The organism is Nocardia caishijiensis NBRC 108228 (genome assembly GCF_001612825.1).
Taxonomy (GTDB): Bacteria; Actinomycetota; Actinomycetes; order Mycobacteriales; family Mycobacteriaceae; genus Nocardia; species Nocardia caishijiensis.
In genome coordinates, this window is record NZ_BDBE01000029.1 from 104,564 (window position 1) to 121,970 (window position 17,407).

The 17,407-nt window shown below is 66.8% G+C and carries 14 protein-coding genes; 2 read left to right on the forward strand and 12 right to left on the reverse strand.

Features of this window, described 5'->3' with window-relative positions; genetic code table 11:
- Positions 1–12 precede the first annotated feature (12 nt).
- The 4 genes from NC7_RS11985 to eccD all read right to left on the reverse strand — a co-directional run bounded on the left by NC7_RS11985 (position 13) and on the right by eccD (position 8,176).
- On the reverse strand, positions 13–1,119 hold the full coding sequence (locus NC7_RS11985) for an alpha/beta fold hydrolase (RefSeq protein WP_067982088.1): 1,107 nt from the start codon (positions 1,117–1,119) through the stop codon (positions 13–15).
- Positions 1,120–1,187: 68 nt separating this feature from the next.
- Entirely contained in the window at positions 1,188–5,237 is a 4,050-nt protein-coding gene (eccCa, locus tag NC7_RS11990; protein WP_067982091.1) for a type VII secretion protein EccCa, read from the reverse strand.
- Between the two features lie 15 nt (positions 5,238–5,252).
- Positions 5,253–6,671: a type VII secretion-associated serine protease mycosin gene (gene mycP, locus NC7_RS11995; RefSeq protein WP_373861247.1), complete on the reverse strand. Its 1,419-nt coding sequence runs from the start codon at positions 6,669–6,671 to the stop codon at positions 5,253–5,255.
- A gap of 29 nt (positions 6,672–6,700) precedes the next feature.
- Entirely contained in the window at positions 6,701–8,176 is a 1,476-nt protein-coding gene (gene eccD, locus NC7_RS12000; protein ID WP_067982097.1) for a type VII secretion integral membrane protein EccD, read from the reverse strand.
- A gap of 149 nt (positions 8,177–8,325) precedes the next feature.
- Between eccD and eccA the strand changes: the two genes are divergently transcribed.
- Together eccA and eccE are read left to right on the forward strand one after the other, a co-directional pair.
- Positions 8,326–10,155, forward strand: coding sequence for a type VII secretion AAA-ATPase EccA (eccA, locus tag NC7_RS12005; RefSeq protein ID WP_067982100.1), 1,830 nt, complete (start codon positions 8,326–8,328; stop codon positions 10,153–10,155).
- Between the two features lie 76 nt (positions 10,156–10,231).
- Positions 10,232–11,995: a type VII secretion protein EccE gene (eccE, locus tag NC7_RS12010; RefSeq protein ID WP_236573264.1), complete on the forward strand. Its 1,764-nt coding sequence runs from the start codon at positions 10,232–10,234 to the stop codon at positions 11,993–11,995.
- Between the two features lie 69 nt (positions 11,996–12,064).
- Here the strand turns inward: eccE and eccB are convergent, their stop codons facing one another.
- The 8 genes from eccB to NC7_RS12050 all read right to left on the reverse strand — a co-directional run bounded on the left by eccB (position 12,065) and on the right by NC7_RS12050 (position 17,299).
- The gene (gene eccB / locus NC7_RS12015; protein ID WP_067982103.1) at positions 12,065–13,567 is read right to left on the reverse strand and encodes a type VII secretion protein EccB; all 1,503 of its coding nucleotides are present in this window, start codon (positions 13,565–13,567) and stop codon (positions 12,065–12,067) included.
- A 72-nt stretch (positions 13,568–13,639) separates the two neighbouring features.
- Positions 13,640–13,942, reverse strand: a complete 303-nt coding sequence (locus tag NC7_RS12020; RefSeq protein WP_067982107.1) for a hypothetical protein — start codon at positions 13,940–13,942, stop codon at positions 13,640–13,642.
- Positions 13,943–13,986: 44 nt separating this feature from the next.
- Positions 13,987–14,325 carry a WXG100 family type VII secretion target gene (locus NC7_RS12025; RefSeq protein WP_067982110.1) on the reverse strand — a complete coding sequence of 113 codons (339 nt, stop codon included), beginning with the start codon at positions 14,323–14,325 and terminating at the stop codon, positions 13,987–13,989.
- An 84-nt stretch (positions 14,326–14,409) separates the two neighbouring features.
- A complete protein-coding gene (locus tag NC7_RS12030) occupies positions 14,410–15,204 on the reverse strand; it encodes an ESX secretion-associated protein EspG (RefSeq protein ID WP_067982114.1) in 795 nt (264 codons plus the stop codon).
- The gene (locus tag NC7_RS12035; protein WP_067982118.1) at positions 15,201–16,157 is read right to left on the reverse strand and encodes a PPE domain-containing protein; all 957 of its coding nucleotides are present in this window, start codon (positions 16,155–16,157) and stop codon (positions 15,201–15,203) included. The genes NC7_RS12030 and NC7_RS12035 overlap by 4 nt, the downstream gene beginning before the upstream one ends.
- 13 nt (positions 16,158–16,170) lie before the next feature.
- Positions 16,171–16,515 carry a PE domain-containing protein gene (locus NC7_RS12040; protein WP_084458409.1) on the reverse strand — a complete coding sequence of 115 codons (345 nt, stop codon included), beginning with the start codon at positions 16,513–16,515 and terminating at the stop codon, positions 16,171–16,173.
- A 72-nt stretch (positions 16,516–16,587) separates the two neighbouring features.
- Positions 16,588–16,905, reverse strand: a complete 318-nt coding sequence (locus tag NC7_RS12045; protein WP_067982120.1) for a hypothetical protein — start codon at positions 16,903–16,905, stop codon at positions 16,588–16,590.
- A 106-nt stretch (positions 16,906–17,011) separates the two neighbouring features.
- Entirely contained in the window at positions 17,012–17,299 is a 288-nt protein-coding gene (locus NC7_RS12050; protein ID WP_236573262.1) for a YbaB/EbfC family nucleoid-associated protein, read from the reverse strand.
- Between the last annotated feature and the right edge of the window lie 108 nt (positions 17,300–17,407).

Here is a 17,407-nt window from a genome sequence, read left to right on the forward strand (position 1 = left end):
CCCGCATCGCTATCAGGCTTTGCCAGGCCGCTCGGTGGCGAACTGGTCGATGGCATGCGCGGCCGTGGACAGCATTTCGAAGCCCGGCACATGTCCGGCCTCGGTATCGATGTAGAGCATCGAGTTCGGCAGCGCGCGGCCGAGGTCCCAGGCGTTCTTCGCCGGTGTGGTGAGGTCGCGTTCCCCGTGGACCATGACAAGGGGGATACCGCCGATTCTGTTGATATCGCGCAGTATCTGGTCGTCGTCGAGCCAGGCACCGTGTGCGAAGAAATTGGCGCCGATTCGCGCCGTCGCCAGCAGTTCATCGGCGGAGTGTTCGCGGAAATACCAGGGAATGTCCGGGGTCTCGCGAACGATGACCGAGCCGAGCCATTCACACCAGCTCGCCGCCGCCTGGCCACGTACCGACATTTCGTCGTGGTTCAGCAGCGCCAGGTATCCCGCGAGCGGATCCTCCGTGGCGCCGTGCGACTCGAGCTCGTCAGTGAACATCTGCCACTGCGTGGGCATGATCCGTGCGAGTCCACCGAAGAGCCAGTCGATTTCCTCGCGCCGAAACAGCGCCACACTGACCAGGACGAGTTCCGTCACCCGCTGCGGATATCGCTGTGCATAGGTGAGGGCCGAGCCGCACGCCCACGCTTCGGCATAGATCAGCCAGCGATCGACCTGGAGATGGTTCCGCAACCGTTCCAGGTCGGCGATGAGATGAGGTGCCGTGATGGCTTCCATCGAGGTGGTCGGATCGCTCGCGTGCGGCGTGCTCGCTCCCGACCCGCGCTGGTCGAACACGATGATGCGATACACCGCCGGATCGAACATCCGCCGGAAATCTCGCCCGCCACCGGCACCGATGTCGTGGACGACAACGGCGGGTCTGCCTTCCGGGTTGCCGCTGACCTCCCAGTAGATCGAATGCGCGTCACCGACATCGAGCATGCCTCGGTCGTACGGTTCGATCGGCGGATAGAACGGCCCGTCGACCTGTTCGTCCTCGGCCTGCCGCCGCGCCTCGGCGAACATCGCTCGCGCCGAGGCGAATTCCTCGGCCGTCAGCTGCTCGACGCCCGCTTCCTCGGGAGTGGAGAACGTGATTCCGTTGACCGTCTTGCTCATGGTTCTTCGCCTTCCTCGGCGCGTATGTCCCCATCATCCGCCTCGCGGCGCCGACACCCTCGACTCTGCTACAGCGGCGGCAAGTACGCGACCTGCATCATCTCCTCCCCACGCGTGCGCGAGACGAGAATGCCCCGACCCGGCGGCAGCTTGGTGGGGCGCACATCGCCGAGGATCCGTCCCTCGTCGCGTGGACCGCTCATCACCAACGCGTCCACCGACATGTTCTTCATCGCGCCGAGCACGCCATTGAACAGCGCGCGTGAGACTCCGCCCGCGCGGCGGGCGATGATCACGTGCAGCCCGATGTCGCGAGCCTGCGGCAGGTACTCCATCAGCGGGGACAGCGGGTCACCGCCGAGTCCACCGCCGGCGACCATGTCGTAGTCGTCCACGACCACATACAGTTCGGGCCCCGTCCACCAATTGCGCTCGCGCAGCTGCTGCGGGGTGATGTCGTCACTGGGCAGTCGGGTGCTCATGTAGTGCGCGATTTCCTTGACCAGCGTTGCCGCGGTCTGCGCGGTGGACGAGTATCCGGCCAGATGCGCTTCGTCGACCACACCGAGCATCGTTCGCCGATAGTCGATGAGAACCACCTTGGCGGCCTCCGGCGTGGCGTTCTCGACGATTCCCATCACGATATTGCGCAGCAGGGTCGTCTTGCCCGATTCCACATCGGCGAAGGCCATGAAATGTGGTTCCGCCGCGAAGTCGAGGACCATCGGTTGCAGTTCGGATTCACCGATTCCGACGACCACCTTCGTCGGCCCGAGTGGCACACCCGAGGCGCGGGTGCGGTCGAGCAGCTCGGCGCGATCGATCTGCAGCGACAGCATGCGCACAGCCGGAGCCCGCACCTCGCCGTACATCGCGGCGAGATCCGCTTTGGCGCGGGCCGCGCCGTCGGACACGGTCTGCGGGTCGGAGTCCGAGTCCAGTCGTGGCAGTGCGATCAACAGGTGTAGTTGATCGGCGGTGAGCCCTCGACCGGGCCGACCCACCGGCACCAGAACCGCCGCCCGGCGCCCCATTTCGGAATCGGAGGGGTCACCGAGGCGCAGCTCGATCCGGGTGCCGATCTGGTCCTTGACCACCGGCCGGATCTGCGCCCACCGGGAGGCGGCGATGATGACGTGGATGCCGTAGGAGAGCCCGCGCTCGGCGAGCCCGTTGATCTGGGCCTCGAGTGACTCGAATTCCTCGCGGATCACACTCCAGCCGTCGATCACCAGGAACACGTCGCCGAACAGGTCGTCGGCGAGCGGGTGATCGGCGGGTAGGACGCCCCCGTTCGCCGCGAGCGCGGAGAACTTGCGCCGCCGGAAGTCCGCCATCGACTCGATTCTGAGCGCGCTGAACCGCTCTTCACGCTGACGAGCCAGCGTGGTCAGTTCGGCGATGGTGCGCCGGACCTGGTCGACATCTTGCCTGCTCGCCACCGACCCCACGTGCGGAAGACCGACCAGACCGGCCAGGCTGCCGCCACCGAAGTCGAGGCAGTAGAACTGCACCTGCACCGGTGTGTGCGTGGCGGCCGCGGCCATGATGATGGTGCGTAGCGTGGTCGACTTGCCCGACTGTGGGCCACCGACCACGGCGATATTTCCTTGGGCGCCGGCAAGATTGAGGGTGAGCACGTCGCGGCGCTGTTCGTAGGGCTTGTCGATGATGCCGATCGGCAGCACCAGCTGACCGTTGCGGTTGACCGGCGACCGCCAGTCGGGTTCCGGCAGCAGCATGTCGACCGACGGTGAGTCCTCCAGCGGCGGCAGCCACACCTCGTGCGCCGGGCGCCCGTGTCCGACAAGTCTTTTCACCACCACTTGGAGCAGCGTGTCGGGCACACCCTCGTCCGGTGCCGGTGGCAACCCGAGCGGGTCGTCGAGTTCCGGCTCGGGTGCCTGTTCGGGAAGGTCCGGCAGCTCGACGGGCGCACCGGTGAACACCCGGGCGGGCAGGTCGAGCACGACCTCGCCATTGGACCGGCGGGTGACGGTGCGCGGTGCGATGTAGGGCCCGGACACATAGGTCGCGTTGAACCGCAACGGGTCCGCCGCGTCACTCTTCAGATAGGCCGAGCCGGGCACACCGGGCAGGTGATAGGCGTCGGTGATGCCGAGCACCGCGCGGGATTCGTTCGCCGAGAAGGTGCGCAGGCCGATCCGGTACGACAGGTGCGAGTCGAGGCCGCGCAGCTTGTTCTCCTCCAGGCGCTGCGAGGCGAGCAGCAGATGCACGTGCAGCGACCGGCCGAGTCGGCCGATCATCACGAACAGGTCGGCGAAGTCCGGTTTCTGGGCGAGGAGTTCGGAGAACTCGTCGACCACGACGAACAGCGCGGGCAACGGGTCGAGCGGCAGGCCCGCGGCGCGCGCCTTCTCGTAGTCGTTCACATTGGCGAAGTTCCCCGCCGAACGCAGCAGTTCCTGGCGACGGTTCATCTCACCGGCGAGCGCGTCCTTCATGCGGTCGACCAGCTCGAGTTCGTCCTCGAGGTTGGTGATCACCGCCGCGACGTGCGGCAGCGGGTCGAGACCGAGGAAGGTCGCACCACCTTTGAAGTCGACCAGCACCAGGTTCAGCTGATCGGGCGAATGGGTCGTCACCATCGACAGCACCAGCGTCCGAAGGAATTCCGACTTGCCCGAACCGGTCGCGCCGATGCACAGCCCGTGTGGGCCCATGCCGTTCTCGGCGGACTCCTTGATGTCGAGTTCGACCGGAGTGCCGTCGGGGGTGATGCCGATCGGCACCCGCAGCCGCTCGCGGCCCGTACGTGGACGCCACACCTGGGCCGGATCGATCTGGGCCGCGTCCGGGATGCGCAGCAGGGCCATCAGACCGGGGTCGGTCGAACCCGAGGTGTTGTCGCCGAGGCTGACGATCTGAGCCGCGGTGGCGAGCCGGTACCGGGCGAGGTGCCTGGCGAACGTCGCCGCCTCCTCCGCCGTCACCAGGTCGGCGGTGGCGAACTTCTCCGTCCCCGCGGCGCTGCGGGCGAACAGCTCGTCCGCGACGGCGACCAACTGCAACCCGCGCCGGGCGGCCAGCCCGTTCTCGGGCGCGGTGAGGTCGAAAACCGTGACCGCGTCCAGACCCGATTCGCTGATCAGACGCTCGGAGCCGCTGACGTATCCGTCGTCGATGACCACGACGAGATGCGAACGACCGTCCGGCACCTGGGAATTGCGCATGAACCGGCCGCGATCGAGCAGCTCGTCGCCCATCGCGGTCTCGAGTTCGGCGAGCGACTGATACATCATCCGGGCCGACCCCATGCCGTCTTTCGCGGTGGGGTGTTGCAGATGTGGCAACCACTTCGCCCACGACCACGCCGGTCCGTCGGCCTCGGCGCACACGATGGCGACCGACAGGTGGTCCGGTCCGTGAAAGGCGGTGAGTTCCATCAGAACCACCCGCATCAGGGCGCGGGCGTCCTCGATCGAGCCGCCGACATTGATCGCCGGGAACGCGCGAAGCGAGATCGCGGTCGGCAACAGGTGCACGACCGAGTGGGTGCGCACGAACCGCCGCAACGCGACGGTCGACACCGGCTCCAGATCCTCGAGCGGACCCGTCTCCGGGCGGGCCAGCTTGGTGGCGAGACGATGACTGCCCAGCCCCACGCGAACGTGCCCGAAGTCGGGATCGTTGGGCCTGCGCTCCCACATCCGCCGGGTGCCGAGCAGCGAGCGCAGATCGGCGGGCGCCGGATGACTCCAGATCAGCGTTTCCAGCTGCTTGTTGCCCGTCCGCCGAACGTCTTTGCGGATCTGGTCGAGGTAGCGGAAATAGTCCTTGCGCTCCTCGTTGAGTTCCCCCGCCGCCTTCGGGCCGCCGCCGCGTCCCATGCCCGCGAACATGCCGACCATCGACATGAGCATCATCATCGGGAACATCATCATCATGGGATTGGCCAGCAGGTTGCGGCCCATCATCACGAACATCGCGAGCATGCCGACCACCGCGACGACCATCACCACCGGCATGAGCTTGAGCAGCATGGGGGTGGGAATCGGGCGCTGGATCTCCGGCGGTGGACTGAGCGTCACCTCGCCCCCCGGCGCCCTCGGTGGTGCTATTCGCGGGCGTCTGACAAAACCTTCGGTAACCATGGTTCCCCCTCCGGGTTACGAATCCAATTCGGGCAGTTGCTCGTTGGTTTGCCTGCGCCGGTACGGTGCGGCGGCCGCGTAGCCGATCACCAGGGCACTCAGGCAGGCCAACGACCCGAAGACGGCGATGCGCCGAGGCCACGGGCTCTCGGGCGCGGGCGGTGGCGCGGGCACGTACGCCTGCGGGCTCTGCGCGTTCGCGCTGATCGGCTGCTCGGGCAACTGGTCGGTCAGCGCGGCGGTCGGGTCGATCAGGCCCGCGCCGATCTTGTCGTCGCGGCCCGCGCCCGGTTGGTGCGCGGTCCGCACGATTCGGTCGATCACCTGCTGGGCTGTCAGATGCGGGAACCTCGCGCGCACCAGGGCCGCCAGCCCCGCGACATACGGCGCGGCGAAGCTGGTCCCCTCGATCGCGCTCAATCCCTCCGACGTCTCGACAGCGTCGACCAGACCGGTACCGCCCGGCTTGCTGTCGAGCGAAACGATCTGCCTGCCGATGGCCGCGACACCGATCCACGGGCCGTTGAGCGACAGCTCCGACGGCGCCCCGCTCGGATCCACCGAGGCGACCGCGAGCACATACGGCGAGAACCAGGCCGGACTGGCGACCGTCTTCACGCTCCCCCAGCCGGTGCCGTCGTTCTGCGCCGAGCACGCCCCGTCGCTCTGCACATTTCCGGCGGCCGCGACGACCACCACATTGCGCTCGTAGGCATACCGCACGGCGGCACCGAGCGCGCCGTCGGCGGTATCGCTCCCGGCCGCCGCACAGGCGACCTCGGAGATGTTGATGACCGTCGCGCCGAAATCGACAGCGCGCACCACCGCACCCGCGAGGGTCAGCACGTTTCCGTAGCCGGAGTCGTCGATGGTGCCGGGCGGCGGGTCGCCCCGCTTGTTCTTGGCCTGGTAGGCGAGGCTGAGCTGCCTGATGGTCAGGATCTCGGCGTCGGGCGCGACCCCGACGAACGCGTCGTCGGGGCTCGGCCGTGCGGCGATGATCCCGGCGACCAGGGTGCCGTGGCCGTCGCAATCCACCGTTCCGTCGGAATCGGCGACGTAGTCACCGCCGGTCTGCAGCGCGGGCAGACGCGGGTGCCGGTTGACCCCCGTGTCGATGACGGCGACCTTCTGACCGGCACCACGGCTGAACTGCCAGGCCGACTCGAGGTCGAGCACCCGCTGCGCCACCGGTGCTTCCTTCGGCGGTGCGCCGTTCAGCCGAGGCTGGGCGCACACGGTTCGCTGCTCGGTCGGCTCGAGCGGCGCGGGTCGTCCGCTGAGGTCCTGGGCGACGCCGAGCGCGGCGTGGTCGATGCCCGGTGGCGCGATGGCGGGCAACAGCTGTCCGGGGGGCGCGGCAGCGGCCGACGGCTCGCCGAACTGTGCGACGATCGGTGTCGAGGCCACGAGAAGTGCTGCGGCACAGAGCATTCTCATGCGCCGCGCGGGTACTCGGCGCGTCATAGGTTTCGGGCGATCGAATACACATCCATGATCCACACCACCAGCGGCACCATCGAGATGATCAGGATGTACTCGAAGATCTCGATGGCGCGCTGAGTCGGCGGGGTCGCCTCGGCGTGTGGGCCGAGGACACCGAACACCACCGACCCGATCGCGAACAACAGCAGCAACCCGACCGAGGTCACCAGCATCTCCGGGTCACCGAGCGCCAGCGCGACGATCAGCGCGATGAAGCTCAGGCACCCGGCGGTGATCATGGCGCACGCCTGGGCCAGATCCGCGAAGGAACGGCCACGCAGGCACAGGATCGTCGCGGTGACGACCGCCAGGGCGATACCCGGCCTGCCCGCGGCACCGAACGGGTCGGCCGCGACCACCGCGGCGGCCGCCGCCACGAACGCGGCCGCGCCGACGATGCCGGTCTGGAAGTTGTTGGCGTAGCGGGCCCGAAGCCCGAGGCCCGCCGCCGAGGGCAGGACGGTCGCACCGATCGCACCGATGCCCTCGATCGTCGGACGCGGCTCGTGGTCGGCCGGATCGATCGCCGCACCAGCGGTGGGCACCGGCGGGATGGGCAGCTTGGCGAAGCCCGCCGCGAGTCGCGCCGCCGCGGAGAACAGCAGAGTCGCACCGACCACGAGACCCGCGGCGATCGCGTCGAGACCCGGCTCCCAGAACAACCGGACCGCGGCGGCGACGGCGCCGAGCGCACACAGGGTCGCGGTCGCGGCGATCATCGTCGTGCCCACTCGCGCGAGCCGATAGCAGCCGATCGCGGCGACGAAAGTCGCTGTACAGCCGAGCAATACGTGCGGTGCGCCCAGCGCCCCCGGCACGATCAGGGCACCGGTGCCGAAAACCAGCAGCAGCGTGTAGAGCACCAGCATGGCTCCGACGAACTCGGCACCGAGCTTGCGCACCGCGATCACCGCGGCGCCCAACGAGCCGATGGCCGCACCGGCCAGCATGATCGGGGCGATCAGGTCGGCGCCGTGACCACGGGTCAGTGCCGACAAGCCGAGACCGGCGATGATCGCGACCGAGGCAACGACCAACCCGACCATCCGTGCCGAGGCGGCCGACCAGCCGTGGAACACCTCTGCGGTCAGTCGGGACACAGCATCGATGACGTCGTCGAACAACGCCGGGGATTCGGCCGAGGCGACCGACCGCAACACCAGCAGTTCACCGTCGAAAACCTCGGCCTCGGCGAGGGTTTGGTTCGGCCGCAGCGGGTCGCGACCGAGGCGGGCCAGCGTGTGATGACGCGCCTCCAACGGCGCCGCGCCGTCCTCCTGGTCGGGCTGCTGCGGATCCCGCGACTCGATCAAGGCCACCAGATCATCGATGAAGGCGATGATCGGAACATGTGCCGGAAGGCCGACGTCGAGCTGGGTGTTTCCCCCGATGACGGACACACGGCACAATTCGGGCTCGGTGGTTCCCACACCACCACTCGACTGTGCTGTCACTTACTAGCTCCCCCTGCGCTGTCAGGTTTGCCCGAATCGGGCAATCGTTCATAATGTATCCGACCGTTTCGGTCGGTGCACCACCACGACGTGCTGGCGCTACAGTGGCGAAAGCTACACGGGGAACATAGATTTCGGGGGACGTGCGAATGACTGATATTCGCCAGGCACAACGGGCTTTCGACGCGGGGGTTCTTTCGCTCGGGCTGAGCATCGACGGACAGGAATCGAGCCGCGATCTCGAGTACGCCAGATTGGCGTTCACTCGGGCCACCGAATGGGACGACGGCATGTGCGACGCCTGGCTCGGCCGGGCCGCGGCGGGGGAACTCACCCAGGAAGTGCTGGTCAATCTGCACCGAACGAGTACGAGCACGCTCAATCGCGAGCAGCGCAGGGTCGGCTTGGCGCCGCGTCAGCTCGTCGGTCGGTTCACGCCCGGCCTCTACATCGATTATCCGCTGTCGAGCTTCACCGAGATCTGGCTCGCGTACGCGGCCCAGCTGATCGCGGACAAGCAGTACGGCGAAGCCGAACGGATCCTCGACGAACTCGCGGGGCATCGAGCCGCCAAGCCCCGCGATCCCGACGCCCTCGTCGACGACCGGATCTGCGCCTATGTGCGTGGCGTCCTGCACTACCAGACCCAACGCTGGTCGGACGTGATGTCGGTGCTGCCAGGGTCCGCCGATTGGGACGACCCGTATCTCGCGGCGGGCGCCCACGTGATGGTCGGTTCGGCCTGCGCACAACTCGGCCTGTTCGGCGAGGCGATCCGCCGCCTGGAGCAAGCCGAGGCAGGTCCGATCCCGGCGGCACGCACCACGGCCATGTTCTGTCGCGGACTGTGCCTGCGCGAAACCGGCAAGGCCGAGGAAGCGCAGAAGCTGTTCGAGCAGGTGTACTCACAGGCACCGGACTTCGAGGCCAATGCCGCCGCGATGCGGGACAAGACCTACCGATTGACGGTGACGACCCGCGAGGCACTCGAGGCGAGGACCGACAAGTGGGATCCGGCCTCGGCGCCGTCGATGTCCGATCTCGAGGACGCGCAGATCCAGGATCGGGCCAAGACCGTGCTCTCGGAGGCGCGGGCCGAGCTGACCAAGCAGATCGGGCTGGCTTCGGTGAAGACCCAGGTAGCCAAGCTGCAGTCCACCGCCCAGCTCGCCCGGATCCGCGCGGAGAAGGGGCTGTCGAGCGCGCCGCGCGGACAGCATCTCGCGTTCACCGGCCCGCCCGGCACCGGCAAGACCACGATCGCGCGGGTGGTCGCCAAGATCTATTGCGGCGTCGGAATTCTCAAGACCGACAAGGTTGTCGAGGCCAAGCGCGTCGACTTCGTCAGCCAGAATCTCGGCGGCACCGCGCTCAAGACCGAGAAGGTGATCGACAGCGCGATGGACGGAGTGCTGTTCATCGATGAGGCGTACACCCTCATCCAGACCGGTCTGTCCGGTGGCGACGCCTTCGGACGTGAGGCCGTGGACACCCTGCTGGCCCGCATGGAGAACGACCGCGACCGGCTCGTCGTGATCATCGCGGGCTACGACGGTGAGATCGACCGTTTCCTCGCGGCGAACGACGGTCTCGCGTCACGCTTTTCGAAGCGGTTGCAGTTTCCCTCCTACACACCCGAAGAACTCGGCCAGATCGGTGAGGTTATCGCGGCGTCACGTGACTCCACGCTCTCCGAGGAAGCACTCGGCCGGTTGGTCCTCGCCTGTCGAGGTCTCTACGAAACACACAGCACCGATCAGAGCGGTCAGCCCCGCCGTGGGGTCGATCTGGCGGGCAATGGTCGTTTCATCCGCAATGTCATCGAGGCGGCCGAGGAGGAACGCGAGTTCCGGCTCGCCAACGACGACTCCCTCGACCTGTCCAGCGTCGACGACTCGATCCTGATGCGCATCGAGGAACCCGATATGGCAGTCGCCCTGGACGGGCTGCTCGCCTCGCTCGGATTCTCGGCGAACTGAGCGCGGCAAATCAACTGAGAGAGGCACGAGAACGCGCGCGACGACGTCGGCGGGTGTTCGGGTCGGGTGGAGATCGGTGAGTATTCAACAACTGTCAGAAGAACGGACCTCCCAGGAGCCGGAACCCGAGCAGCCAGGCACCTCCGGGCTGAGCTCGCAGGAGTTCTGGTTGTTCCGCCACCTACCGCTGGGACTGGTGATCCCGGTCGCGCTCATCGAGGTCGTGGCGTCACTGATCTCGATCGCGCTCAACGCGCCGTGGTGGGCGACGATGATCGTCTGCCTCGTGGTGGCCGCGTGCGGATTCGCCCCGGTGCGCGGGGTGCCGATCGGCCTGCGGCTGGGCGCGTGGGTGCACTACCGGTGGCGCCAGCGCACCCGGACCATCATCGAACAGGACTCGACCTTCGACGTCCCGCTGCCCGACGGTGGCAGCGCCGGTGTGCGCTGGGACGGCCGCTGCCTGGTCACCATGCTGCGGGTCGACTCGCCACCGGACACACTGACCCTGCTCGACCGTGGTTCGCTCAGCACCGACCAGGTCCTGCCGCTCACCGAAATCGCGCACTGCCTGCGGCAATTCGATATCGCCCTCGATTCCATCGATGTGGTCAGCACCGGCACCCGCACCACGAGCACCGACGCCGTGCTCACCGGATACGCCGCCCAGGTGGCACCGCTCGGCCGCATGTACGACCAGATCCTCGGCCCGCTGCCCGCCATCGCGCAGCGCACCATGTGGATCGTGCTCCGCCTGGACCCCCTGGCCAACGCCGAGGCCATCGCCAACCGGGGCAGCGGCCACGAGGGCACGCTGCGCGCGGCGATCATCGCCACCCTGCGCGTGACCAACCGCCTCGCGACCAACGGCATCAAGGCCGCGATCCTGACCTCGGCCGACATGAGCGTCGCGATCAGGGAACTCAGTCGCGGCATCGCGATCGACCAGTTCGACGAACGACCCGACTCCCTGGAACAAGCAGACGTCTATCTGACGAGCTACCAGATCGGCGACGAACTCATCACCGCCGACGGCTTCGCGCGGGTGTGGGCGGTGCCGAGCCTGGCGACGACGGTGATGGTGCGGCTGCTGTCCGGTGACGACACCCGTGGCCGACTCGGTCAGCGGCGCAAGATGATCGAAGTCGACGCGCGAGTCCGCTACGACACCTACACCGAATTCGAGGAAACACCGCTGGCCGGGTTGCGACCGCTGCCCCGACGCCAACTCTGGGCCTTGGCCGACAGCCTGCCGATCGGCAGCCGCGACACCGGGGCGGTCGGCTATCGCGGTGGCCTCGACGCCCTCGCCGACCTCAGCATCCCCACCACCGGTTGCGGGCAGCTGATCGGTGCCGACCGCTCGGGCCGGGGCGTGGCCATTCCGCTGGTCGGTGTCGGCAGTCGCCGGATCGAGATCGTCGGCAATCTCTACCTCGCCCAGCAGGTGATCCTGCGGGCCATCGCGCTCGGGGCCGGGGCGATCGTCCACACCGATCGCCCCGCCGCCTGGCACACCATGGTCGCCAATGTCGGTGCGCCGAGCGCGCTGACCGTGGCCCCGCGCAATGCGGGCGCCCGGGTCACGCCCGCGGGCGGCGGACCGCAGGCGCCCGCGATCGTCATCGTGTTCGACGGTGTTCCCGCCTCCGCACCGCCCGGATCCGCGACCGTGGTGAACATCGCCCGCGAATTCACGTCCGCACCCCGGCCGGAAGTCGACGTCACGATCATCCAGGATCCGCAGTCGCCCACCACGATCACCGTGCACACCCCGACTTCCACGGCGACCGCCACCCTCGTCACCACCCCCACCGAGCAGCACTACCTCGGAGTCTGAGCCGGTTACCCAGAGACGACAGAGCCCGTCCGGCCTGATCGGCCGGACGGGCTCTGGCTGTCGGACGATTCAGCTACCGGTGGGCAGCGAGTCGTACTTCGTGAGGGCCGCTTGCTTGGACAGCGTCGCCCCCGGCACCAGCTGGCCGACGATCTCCCACGGCGCCAGCTTCGGGGTGCGTCCCAGGCCGAGTACCTCCGCGGTGTCCAGATCCGGTATGCCATACCGGATTCCGTTGTCGGCCACATAGAACAGGCTGCCCCGCCGTGGGCTGCCCGAGCTGATGCCGGTGATCTGGATGAACTCCCCTGACGACGGCGGGATGTAGGCGCCGTCGATCCGGTCGCCGGTGCCGTCCGAGGTGGCCACAGTGACGGCCTTCGCCGAATCCGGCAGCGGCAACCGGGTTCCGGCCAGCAGCGTGACGACCGCCCGGTCGGCGGGTGCCTCGGTGGCGTCCGGCGCTTTGGTCGGAATCGCTTTCGTCTTCGTCCACGACAGGCACGCCACCGGGGCGTCCTCACCCGTGAGGATGTTCGGGATCTCGTCGGGGAACTCGTTGATCGGCAGACCCGACACCGTCGCCATTCCATCCAGAATGTCCGGTGGCATCGACTTGATCTCCGACATCCCCTGAGAATTCGCGTTCCGGATCACCTGCGCCGTGAACGGCGAAATCCGCTGCACGCCACCGGCCTGCACGACATACAGTGCGTCTCCCTCGGCGGTGGACACCTTGATCACGCCGCCGATCGGCACCTCACTCAACCGTCCGGGCCCCGGCTGGCCCGCCAGCGGAATAGTCGGCGGGGTCAATACCGGAACCTCGCGCGCGGAATCGAGCAGACCGGCGCTCACCGCCCGCGGCTGATACTCCGAAAGCCGCAGCGTCCGTGCGACCGCCGTGTTTTTCGTGTCGATCTCGGCCCGCTTGCCGTCATAGATCAGGTAGGTCTTCTCGCCCCTGTTCACCAGCAGTGCCGCCGCCGGTTCGGCCTCTCGGATCACCGCGTTCAAGTGCGGCCGACCGGCAACCATCGTGGTCACCACACCGGGCGACGAGATCGCACTACCCGACTTCGACAGCTGCACCGTGTCACACAGCGTCCAATCGGATCGTTCGCTCTGCTTCGAGGCAGGCAGCGCGCCCGGCGCGCCGGGCAAACCGAGAATGGGCCCCCGTGGCGCCGAATCCAGCTTGCGATCCTTCACCGAAGTAGGCGACTCACTGCTACCGGTGATCAACCGCGCCGACGCCAGGTTCAGCACCGGATGCAGCGCGGTGATGTTCTTGTTGTTGTTGTCACGCACCACGACATAGAGCGCACCACTGTCTTTCCCCATGACGATATTCGCGTCACCGATCGCCCCCTGCGGGCGCAGAAACGCCATGATCGCCGCCCCGGCGACGATCAACAACGCGAGGATCGCACCGGCAACCAGCGAACGCAACTGAGAACGCATGGGGTCGTGCAGCATTCGCACGTCACGCCGGATCAGGGCGTGGTCGAGCCTGCGCAACAAGAAGCGATAGCCGTTGACCTGCGCGCGGGTGGTCAGCTGGGCAGGCACTGTTCCTCCCTACCTTCAGACGAACGCACCCCTTCCGGAGTACCCGGGAGGGGTGCGCTGGTCGCAGAATTCTTACCCGATACCGGCGAATCCGTCGCCGATCTTTCCGTCGGTCCCCAGAGCGCGGTTCAGACCCGACTCCACGGCCTTGGCGACCTGGTTCAGGACCACCTTGGTGTTACTGAACTCCTCCGCCCACGACGCGTAGACCGCATTGAAACTCCCGATCGCAGCGCCTTCGTCGCCCTGACCAGCCCAACCAGCCTGCATCTGCGCACGGCCCTTCTCCATGAGGTCCGCACCGGCTTCCAGCTTCGCCCACTCCTGGTTGAGAGTGTCGTACAGTGCAGAAATTTGCGCCGGGTTGTACAGCATTACATCTGACATATTATTCTCCGTTTCAGGTCGAATGGATTGGATTAGGCTTTGTTACCGGGGTTGAGGTGCACGTAGTTGGAATTCGCCGTCGGCCCCTTGTAGTCGTCGGCGTTATCAGTGTCGGCAAGCGAGTACTGCTTCTGGCCGTCCTCTACGTTCTGGTGAACCGCATCGAGCTTCTGGTTCAAACGCACCGACTCCTCGTGCCATGCGAAGGCCGCGTCATAGAACGCATTGGCCGCAGTACCCTGCCAACCGCCGCCCACGCTTTCGACCGCGTCGGTGATCCGCTTCAGCGTGCCGCGGATGTCGGAGATCGCGCCCTCCATCGTGTTCGCTGCCGCGGCGGCTGCCGCCGGATCCTGAAAAACGATTCCCATTGTTCATACCCTTCTCATGCTGTTTCCGGAAATTCCGGACGGTGCTGCGCACCGAGAGTGTTCCGACCAAATTGGCTCCAGCTGTCACCAGGTTGGAAGCCAACTCCCCCCCGGCAACGAATCAACCAACCCCGAAATCGCCTGAGCGATCCGGTGATCGGTCCCCGATGTGACTGTGGACCACACCCGCTGGTCCGGGGCTGAACCGGGAGCGGCCGCGATGCGACCGTGCGCGGTGTCGTAAACGACAACGGCTCCCGGGGAGCTTGTAGTGACGCCGTCCTCGTGCGCATAAGCGACGATTTCGGCGAATGAGCGGCACGAACCGAACGCCAGTCCGTACGCTGTGGCGTCACGCGATTGCACACCGAGGGCATACACCGCGTCGGCGTAGTCGGATGACTCCGTCGCGCCGTCGAGTCGTTCGGCGATCTCGGCCGCCGGGGCGCTGAAACTGACCACCTGGGCGGCCTCACAGCGCCCGAGCGCCTCGAGGATCGGGCGCGCCAGCGCGGCGCCTGATCCGTCGTTCCACATGGATGTGATCTCGAAGTGTTCGCCGCGTCGAACAGCGAAAGCGTGTTGCTCACCACGCCGGACCAGGCTCATCCGCACGATTTCGCCGCCGCCGTATACACGGACGACCAACTCACGTTCGGGATTAGCGAGCGCGACCAGCGAGTCGCTCAGCTCGGGCGAGACCTCGCCGAAGTCGTCCACCGAACCAGCGGATTCCAATGCGGCCAACGTCTTCGCCTGTGCTTGCCGCAGCTCGTCGTATGTCTCCCACTGCGGCCACACCGCGAGCACGGTCGGCAACGTCTGCACGCCGAGCCGCTCGGTCAACGTCAGCAACCCATCGGTGGTCAGAGTTGTCACGGAGTCGCCTCCTCGACCTGGGTGACGACCTGCACGCTTGCCGAGGAACCGCCGAGCACGGCGGGCGCGGCCTGCACTCCCGCATCGTCGAAATCGGCCTCGCCCACGGAAAGCAAGCCTGCTCGACTCGTGTGCTCATCGTCCGTCTTCGACACCAGAACACCGCCCGGCGACATCGGCACGGCTCCGTGGGGCACGGACACCGGCGGTGCGGTCGTCGCGATCGGTGTCGCGACAGTCGTAACCCCGGTCGTCACCACGCGACCCCGATAAGCCGTCTGCCGCACCGGAACCGACAGCGCGCCGATGCCGAGCGGCATGCCGACGCTCCCGACCGGAACCGCCGCAGGCGCCGGCGTCTGCGCTGATGTTTCGGCGTTCAGCGCATCAGCCGTCGCGATCACCGGTGGCTGGGGTTGTTCCCAAGGTGTCGCCAACGGTTCGGTGACGACCTCGTAAGTTCGCATCACCCGCGCGGCTGTCGCCTTCGCGAGATCCGATTCGCCATCTATCTGCGCGGCTTTGGCCAACATCGGCGCACCGAGCGAGGCGCTCACCGCTTCGAGTGCCTGCTGTGCCGACTGGATCGCGGCGATCGCACCGGCGTCGGGCATCGCCAACCTGGCCACCTGATACGCGGCGGCGTGCGCTTCGGCCTGTGCCGCGTTGGAAGCGGCGGCCGTGGCCATGTCGAGGAACCAATGCCGCAGTGCCGAGATCTTTTCGACCGCGGCCCTGGCGCCGTCGGACTGCCAGGCACCATCGATGCCACCGAGGATCTTCTCGAATTCCACCACCGCGAGTCCGAAACTGGCTCCGAGCCGCGCCCACGCCAGCCCGGTCTCGGCCGACGGCTGCGCACCGGGACCGGTGGTCAGGTCCCGGGACAGGTCCTGGGGGGCTTTGGCCTCCCAGACCTGACCGGTGAAACCCGGAGGTGCAGGTTCGAGCATCAGCGAATTCCCGTCAGGCGTTCCGCGAACGGAGCTCGTCGGCAGTGATGTCCTCGTTCTGGGTGACCTGATCGGATTGCGCGCGCAGGTTCGCGGCGATCTTGCGTAGCTCCAGCACACCCTCGGTGACGTTGCGATGAAACGATTCGCCGACGGTGGTCAGCGTCTGCGCGGCGCGCACAGACACCGCGTCGCTTCCCGCCGGGGCGGGAGAGAGGGTGTGCTCCTCGAGCCGCAGGTCGTTTTCCAGTCGCTGAGCGAGCGTGTCGAGCTGCGCCGCAGCATGGACCGCCGCGACCGAATCGAACCGGATTCCGCTCGACTCGCCCCCGACAGACGCGTTTGTGTCAGTCCCCATTGCCACTGCTCCTAATTGCGAACAAAACTCCGCCGCGAAATTGTTCGCAGCGGTAACGAATACGATCGAACGTCAGCGAACCCTCTGGGCATCCATTACAGCGGCGCCGACCTGTTCATCGAGCTGGATCGCGCCGACGGCTTGTGCGGAAACAAGCGCAGTACCCGCGTGCACGGCCGCGATCTCGGTGACCGACGCCAGGTTATTACCCTGCGCCACAGCGAACGCGGCAAGAAAATCCTGCCCGATCAAACCGAAGATCGGGACCGCGGCAGCCATCGAAGCGCCGGCATCGGCGGCTCCGGCAGCAGCTACCTGCGTAGCCATCGCGGCATTGGTCGCGCCGTAGTTGGAAATTACACTGGCGTCGGTACGAATCAAAGCGGCCATCGTCCCCTCCGAAATATCTGATGGTCGAGATCAGCATACATCGCTGAATTATGTTGCGCTACTGGGCTTTAAGGGAATCATATGCGGCTCGAAAGTTAACGAGACATTACCGCGCGACCTCGGCGTTGAACTCCTCGATCAACCGCGCCCGGCGCGCGAAGGCACTGGCCGCGGCTGCGGCGGCGGTAGCGACAAGGGTCGACTCGAAGCCGCCCGGCGTCATACCGTTGACCGCGTCCGAGAAGTCCAGCGCCGTCATGGCACCATTTCCGTCGACCTCGACCGTCATCGCCTCGTCCTCGGAGGCCTCACGCGCCCTGATCCGCGCGAGTTGGTCATGCAGATCGCGCATACGATAGACCTGTCGCTGCACCCGATCGACCAACTCGTCCATGGAATCGACCACGATTCCCCCCTTCCATCTCGTCATCTACCGACGAGACTCCAAACCTGTTGTTACAAGTACCATCTCATCCCCGAAAGCGCCATAGATCATCGCTTT